Below are 6,759 nucleotides of genomic sequence, written 5' to 3'. Positions count from 1 at the left end.
GCCGCGCTGTCGAGTTAACGCATGATCCTGGATCAGGGGAGGGTGAGCGCGAGCCCCATCGCGTTCGGCGCGCCCCATCCCGTCGGATAATCCCATCCCGTCTTGGGCAGTTTGTTGGCTGGCGTGGTGCCGTCCGGATCCGTCACGGTAATGTCGCGGAACGTCGCCTTGACGGCCGCGTTCGAGTACAGGATCGAGTTCAACCATCCGGCCTGCGGCAGGTTGTTCGCCGCGCGGTAGTGGTTCACGACGGCCATGATCCCGCCGAAGACCGGCGACGAGAACGACGTCCCGCCGTAGCCGCTCTTCCACTCGCTGAGGTAGTAGATGAAATAGCCCGCGTACTGCGAGGCGTGGACCGCGAGGTCCGCCGTCGCTCGGCGCGGCGGCGTGGTGATCTCGACGTTCGTGACGTACGGCGTTTGCCAGTCGGGCATGAGGAACGAGAGCGAGTCGCCGCAGCCCGAGGCGTACCAGTTCGTCTCCTGCTGCAACGTTCCGTTCGCGTTCCAGAAGAGCCGCGTGCCGCCGACGGCCGTGACGTATGGGCTCACCGAGGGCGTATCGGCCTGCGCCGAGTCGCCCGTCGCGGCCATGACCGTGATGCCGAGCGCCGCCGCTTGCATCGCCGAGTCGTGGTACTGGATGCGCACGGGCGCCGGCTCGGAGTCTTCGCGGTGCGCGAACGAGTCGGTGATGATCGAGACCTCGTTGCGGCCGATCGCCTCGTTGAACGTGTAGACCATCGACGTGTTGCGCGCGTCGTGGCCTGCGTAGACCATCAGCGTCGCCCCCGGCGCGATCGCGCCGGCCCACTCGATGTCGAGCGTCGTCTCGATGTACCGCGTCGAGGGCGGCTCCATCGTGTACGTGACCACCGGATCGTCGCGGATGATCGCGAAGGACTGCCAGAACGACTGCAAATCCTTGTACCGGAACATCGCGCCGACCGTGACGCCGAGCTTCACGCCCTGGCCGCGGTAGCCCATGCCGTAGAGCTGATCGACGCCGTAGGCCTTGGCGATCTTCGCGGGCGACTGCCGGTTTGTCGGCACGCTCTGCGGCTGCACCATGATGCCGCCGCCCTCGGGCGTGAGCGGGGTCTTGTCGGCCGCGAAATCAGCGGTGATCACGCCGCCGATCCGCTGCGCCACCCAGAGCGGCACCTTGAGCGGCTCGAGCGTGCCGTACACGTCGATCGGCGGGTTGCCTTGCTGCGGGTTCTCGCGCTCGAAGACGTGCAGCGTCGTCTGGAAGACCTCGTTGAACCTCGAGACCTTGCCCTGGAACTCGATGAGCAGGCGGTTCGTCGCGACGTACGGCACCGTGAAGCCCTCGGATTCGAGCCAGAGCTTGACGAGGTGCACATCGGCCGCGGGCGGCGCGTGCTGCGCCATCCACGCGTCGGCCGTCATGTAGTCCCGGAACATCGGGTGGCCCGGGTCGTAGATGTGCGAGATCGTCTCTTGGAGGAGCGCCTTGTCCCGCATCGGGAAGGCGATCAATGAGCGGAACTCCGCGTTCGGGTTGGCCGGGCCGAGGTCCATGTAGACGCCCGGCAGCGGGTTCGGGATGCCGTCGATGCTCGTCACGGGCTCGAGCTCGGCGTCCGTGAAATCGGGGAGCGCGTCGGGCAACTCGCCCGCGTCCGGATCACCACCGCCGCCTGCGCCGCTCGACGAGCTGGACGAGCTGCTGCTGGACGAGCTGCTGGACGAACTCGACGAGCTGCTGCTGCTGGACGAACTGCTGGACGAGCTCGACGAGCTGCTGGTGGACGGGCCCATGCCGCCGACGCCGCCTTCGCCGCCGGTACCGCCCTGGCCACCCGTGCCGCCGACGCCGCCTTGTCCGCCGACGCCGCCTTGCCCGCCGTCGCCGCCTTGTCCCCCTTGTCCGCCGATGCCGCCCTGACCGCCGATGCCGCCGGCGCCGCCTTGGGCGGTCGAGCCTGCGGTGCCGCCGGGAGGCGTCTCTCCAGAGCCTCCGCTGCAGCTAGCTGCGGCGAACGCGGTGCCGTTGACAAGGGCGAGCAGCGCGAGCACCCGCGCTGTGGTGGAGGAAGGGAATCGCAAGGACAGCATGGTGGGCGATGCTCCCTCCATGCGAGGAAAAAATCCACCAATTCCGGGTGATGTGCAGCACGCGTTCCGGGCGGAACCCTACTCAAATATCCGGAAACGAAGCAATATTCGGACGCCGTCGAGAAATGGGCGCCTGGGCGATGTGCCTGGTACCATCGAGGACCGGGCCACGGTTCCGCCCACGCAACCAGGACTTTGAGGTATAAAGGCCGTGCTGCGTGAGGCCTGGAGACATCGAAGGCGAGGACTCCAGACCGCAACGAGAAAGCCCGTGGGGGCAACCTGGAGCAAGCCGGTCGATTTTCCAGGATCGAGAAAGTGCAACGATCGACGTTCCCACAGCGAGACGGGTGAGCTTTGCCGGGCATCGGTCCGGTGGCAGGAAAATTGCCGCACAAGCTGAACCCGTTACCCCTCGATGCGAAGTTTCGCCCGACGCCTGCTCGAGAGCCGCAAGATACCGAAGCCGTTCCGCGCCCCGCGGCCGATGGCGTTCGAGAAGGATCGCTCGCGCCTCTCGAGCCGCGCCCGCCTCGAAGCGACGGCGATCCTGGTCGCTGGGATCACGGCCGCGGTCGCGCCGCTCGGCTCCGCCGACGACGAGGCGCGTGAGCTCACCCTGCGCGCGATCGCAGGCCGGAGCCCCTCGTCGCACGTGCTCGTCGTTCATGCCTCGCCCGAGACGCTCGCCGAACGAGACTGCCTCGGCGCGCTCTCCGAGCTCGTCGTCGACGGCCACGCGCGTGGCGTGCTCCTCGTGCCGCCGCTCGACGCGTTTTGTGTGAGCCGCAAACAACCGGCCGCCGAGCCGGCCGCGTCGATCCAGGCGCTCCCGCCGGGGATCGTGCGGCTCGGCGCGCACGGGACGGCCGTCGGCTTTGCGGCGCCGCCCGCGGATCGGCCGGCGCTCGCCGCGCTCGGGATCGCGGAAGCGCCGTGGATCGTGCCCGCGCCGGCCGAGAGCGTGCCCAAGGTCTCGCTCGCCGACGTCGCGGCCGGACGAACGCCGCTCTCCGTCGCCGCCGGGCGCGTGGTGATCGCCGCGCTCGACTCGCCGTTCGAACCACGCACGAGCTCCGCGGGCGCGCCCGAGATCTCGATGGGCACCCACGTGGCCTCCGCGCTGGGCGGCCTGCTCGACGGCGGCGCGAGGCGCGAGGCGCCGCGGTGGATCAGCGCGCTCGTCGCGTCGCTCTCGGTCTTGATCCTCGCCTTCGTTCGGCGGGTCGCGTCCATCAAGGCTTCGCTGATCGTGCTCGGCGTGTGCCTGCTGGCGACGACCCTCGGGCAAGCGATCCTTGCGGCTTCGATGGTGCGGGGCCTCTTGCCGGCGGCGAGCCTCGCCTCGGGCATCCTCGCGGGCGCGATCGTCGCGCTCTCGCTCGACCTCTCCGGCTGGCGACGCGCGGTCGCGCGCACCTCGGATCTGCTCGGCCGCGAGGGCATCTTCCGCCGCGTGCAGACCGAGCCCGATTCGGTCTTCTGGCCTCGCCTCGGCCGGCTCGCGGGGCGCCTCTTCCCGGCGGACTTCGTGCTCGTCGCGGAGCTGCCGTCTTCGCAGTGGCACCTCAAGTTTTGGGACGACGGCGACGTCGGCGAGCACCTCATCGGCGAGCGCCGCCGTGACGTGCGCCGCAGGCCGTACATCAACGAGCACGGCGTGGCCGCGCCGCACGTGGTGACGGATTACCTGAAGAACCCCGGCGAGCCCTCGCTGGTCGTGCCGCTCATCGCGCTCGGCGAAACGGAAGGCTACGTGTTCCTGTGCGGCCCGAAGGCCGAGGCCGCGTTCGCCAAGGTGCCCGAGCGCCTCGAACGGCTCGCGCGCGAGCTCGCGCTCATCGCGCGCAGGCGCCGCCTCGGCAGCCTGGGCGAAGGCGAACCCCTCTCTGGATCGCGCCTGCTCGACGCGCCCTTGCCTCCCTCGGAGCGCCTCGTGCAGCGCGCGGACGTCGCGGCGAAGGAGATCGCCACGTTCGGCGAGGTGCTGCGCAGCTCTCCCGTCGGCCTCTTTTATGCGGACGCGCTCGGCGACGTGCGCCTCGCGAGTCGCGAGCTCAACCGCTGGCTCGGCGCGCGCGGCGTCTCGGTCCCGCCCGAGTCGGCCGACGGCGCGCTCCCGCCCGGCTCGATCCACCTGAGCCAGATCCTCGTCGCGCTCACGGGTTGCACGGCGGAGGAGGCGGCGACGAACATGGCCGAGGTGCTGCAGAGCGAGTCGGGCATCACGGGCCGCAGCCAGCCGGGCACCACGCCGACGTTTGTCTTGACGGTCCGCGCCCTGCGGCAGAAGGCGGACGGCTTCTCCTCGATCGTCGGATACGTCGCGTCGGTCGTGGAGCAGCCCGAGGACAAACCCACGAACGTCCGCGCGCTCGCGACGGCGCCGACGCACGATCCGCTGAGCGCGTTCCCGCTCTCGGAGGTGATCGCGCAGGCGGTGGCGGGCACGGCGCGGGCGACGGCGCGGCAGGTGAAGATCGAGCCCATGCGGGGCATGGGCCACGTGATCGGGCACAGGTCCGCGCTCGAGCGGGCGCTCGAAGCGTTCATGATCGAGGCGGCGGGGCAATCGCCGTCGGCGCAGCCGCCGGTGATCTCGGTGCGCGAGACGAGCACCGCGGTCGAGCTCTCGATCCTCGACTGGAGCCTCGGCTTTGGCCTGCCCGAATCGGCGCTGCAGCGCGTGCTCATCGCGCCGGGCGCGGCGCCGCCGGGGCTCGAGGTGCTCGGGCGGCTGATCATGTCGATCGAGGACAGCCACGGCGCCGTGCAAATTCGCAGCGAGGACGGATGGGGCCTCACGCTGGTGGTGAGCCTGCTCCGCGCCAAACCTCGGGTGAAGGTGGCGGTGGGCGAGGGGGGCGCGAGCGCGGTGGACAACGTCGTGGCGCTCGGCCGCAACACGGCGAAGTAGGACGACGCTCGGCGGGGTGCGGACGACATGGGCGTCCGTCCCTTCCATCGCTCCCCCATTGCGGTTCGCGGGCGACGTGTGTCATCGTCGGATCATGCGCGTCGCCGTTTCTTTCCTGCTTCTTGCTTGCCCGCTCGTGATCGCGGCTGGGTGCTTTGGTGGTGGGGGGATCGATGCTCCGCCCCCGGAGCCGAGCGGCTCGGGCGCGACGGGCGGAACCGGCGGCGCAGGTGGGGGCAGCGGCGGCGCCGGCATGGGTGGGGACGCGAGTTCGTCGGCGGGCGGCTCGGGCGGGGGTTCGGTGGCGTGCCCCGACATCCCAAAGACGCCGACCATGGTGATGGTGCAGGCTCCGAACGGGGGACCGTCTTATTGCGTCGACAGCACCGAGGTCACGAACCTCCAGTACCTCGAATGGGTGGAGACGAAGCCGACGGTGGTGCAGCCTGCGCAATGCGAGGGGAACACGACGTTTGCCCCCTCGAAGGCACCGTCGAAGGACAGCCTGCCGGTCGCGGACGTGGACTGGTGTGACGCGTTCGCGTTCTGTGCTGCGCACGGCAAGCGTCTTTGCGGCCAGATCGGCGGGGGGGCGCTGCCGTTCAACGAATCCGCCGGCAATCCTGCGAAGAGCCAATGGCACAACGCCTGTACGGGCGGGGGCGAGAAGGACCACCCCTACGGTGACGCGTACGATCCGATGGCCTGCAATGGCCAAAAATCCGAGCACGGCGACGTCGTCCCGGTCAAGAACCTGCCGACGTGCGAGGGCGGGTTCCCGGGGATCTTCGATATGAGTGGGAACGTGTGGGAGTGGGAGGATTCCTGCGACGAGACGCCCAGCGACATGCCCGCGGAAAACCCCTGCCGGCGCCGCGGAGGCAGCTACACGAGCTTGGACCACGACATGGATTGCTCCTCCGCGAGCGCGACCGTGGCGCGCGGGTATAGCAACCAGAACACCGGCTTCCGCTGCTGCGCCGACCTGCCCTGACGCCTTTCGGCGTTCAGCCGATCCGGATCTTCTTCTTCAGCGCGGCGAGCTCGTCGTCGATCTCGGGGTTCGACGGCTTGCCGTCCTTCGAGATCGTCCCGCCGCCTTCGAGTTGCGCGAACTTCGACTCGAGCTCCACGTCGGACATCCCGCCTCCGCGGAGCGCGTCGTCGAGCTCGCGGGCGGCGGCCACCTCGGCGACCTTGCCCTCGATCTTGTCTTCCATGCGCCGGAACTCGGCGAACGCGCCGCCCGAGCTGCCTCGCGCCCCGAGCCCTTCGGCCCCGCCGCCGGCCTTCGCCTGCTGGAGCTGCGAGGCGATCGTCCCTTTGCGCGCTTCGAGCTCCTGCTGCTTCTGCTCCATGCGCTCGAGCTCGCGCTTCATGTTCAGCGCGGCCGCGCGTTGCTCGGCGCGCAGCGCTTCGGCGCGGTCTCGTTCGGCGATGATGCGCTTCTTCTGCACGAGCGCCTCGCGCGCGAGCGACTCGTCACCGGCCTTCAGGGCGAGCTCGGCGCGCCGCTCCCACTTCGCCGTATCGGCGTCGATCTCGTCGACCTTCTTGCGCAGCACCTTCTCGGCCGCCACTGCCTCGACCAGCTCCTTGCGCGCCGCGCGGATCTGGTCCTTCATCTCCTCGACGATCAAATCGACCGATTTCTTCGGGTCTTCCGCCTTGTCGAGGAGCGCGTTGACGTTGCTCGAGATGACCTTGCCCATCCGGTCGAAGATGCCCATGGGGCAAAGGTGCCTCGCCTTGCGGCCG

General features: G+C 69.6%; 4 protein-coding genes. 2 read left to right on the top strand and 2 right to left on the bottom strand.

Going from position 1 to position 6,759, the window contains the following annotated elements; all coding sequences use genetic code 11:
• Positions 1 to 32: 32 nt before the first annotated feature.
• The gene (locus QHF89_RS05640; RefSeq protein ID WP_284720113.1) at positions 33 to 2,084 is read right to left on the bottom strand and encodes a S53 family peptidase; all 2,052 of its coding nucleotides are present in this window, start codon (positions 2,082 to 2,084) and stop codon (positions 33 to 35) included.
• 418 nt (positions 2,085 to 2,502) lie between these two features.
• On the opposite strand from QHF89_RS05640, the gene QHF89_RS05635 reads away from it, so the two are divergent.
• Together QHF89_RS05635 and QHF89_RS05630 are read left to right on the top strand one after the other, a co-directional pair.
• Positions 2,503 to 5,001 carry a hypothetical protein gene (locus tag QHF89_RS05635; RefSeq protein ID WP_136967148.1) on the top strand — a complete coding sequence of 833 codons (2,499 nt, stop codon included), beginning with the start codon at positions 2,503 to 2,505 and terminating at the stop codon, positions 4,999 to 5,001.
• 94 nt (positions 5,002 to 5,095) lie between these two features.
• Positions 5,096 to 5,995 (top strand): formylglycine-generating enzyme family protein, encoded by a 900-nt coding sequence (locus QHF89_RS05630; RefSeq protein ID WP_136967149.1) that lies wholly within the window; start codon positions 5,096 to 5,098, stop codon positions 5,993 to 5,995.
• A 13-nt stretch (positions 5,996 to 6,008) separates the two neighbouring features.
• Here the strand turns inward: QHF89_RS05630 and QHF89_RS05625 are convergent, their stop codons facing one another.
• On the bottom strand, positions 6,009 to 6,731 hold the full coding sequence (locus QHF89_RS05625) for a PspA/IM30 family protein (RefSeq protein ID WP_136928556.1): 723 nt from the start codon (positions 6,729 to 6,731) through the stop codon (positions 6,009 to 6,011).
• Positions 6,732 to 6,759 lie beyond the last annotated feature (28 nt).

Source organism: Polyangium sorediatum (assembly GCF_029946465.1).
GTDB lineage: Bacteria > Myxococcota_A > Polyangia > Polyangiales > Polyangiaceae > Polyangium > Polyangium fumosum.
The sequence above is the reverse complement of the archived record's forward strand: the minus strand, read 5'-3'. Positions and strand labels throughout refer to the sequence as shown.

What these genes read in the sequence shown, in the direction of transcription:
- QHF89_RS05640 (WP_284720113.1), bottom strand. Translation starts at nt 2,084, where the DNA reads ATGCTGTCCTTGCGATTCCCTTCCTCCACCACAGCGCGGGTGCTCGCG.
- QHF89_RS05630 (WP_136967149.1), top strand. Translation starts at nt 5,096, where the DNA reads ATGCGCGTCGCCGTTTCTTTCCTGCTTCTTGCTTGCCCGCTCGTGATC.
- QHF89_RS05625 (WP_136928556.1), bottom strand. Translation starts at nt 6,731, where the DNA reads ATGGGCATCTTCGACCGGATGGGCAAGGTCATCTCGAGCAACGTCAAC.
- QHF89_RS05635 (WP_136967148.1), top strand. Translation starts at nt 2,503, where the DNA reads ATGCGAAGTTTCGCCCGACGCCTGCTCGAGAGCCGCAAGATACCGAAG.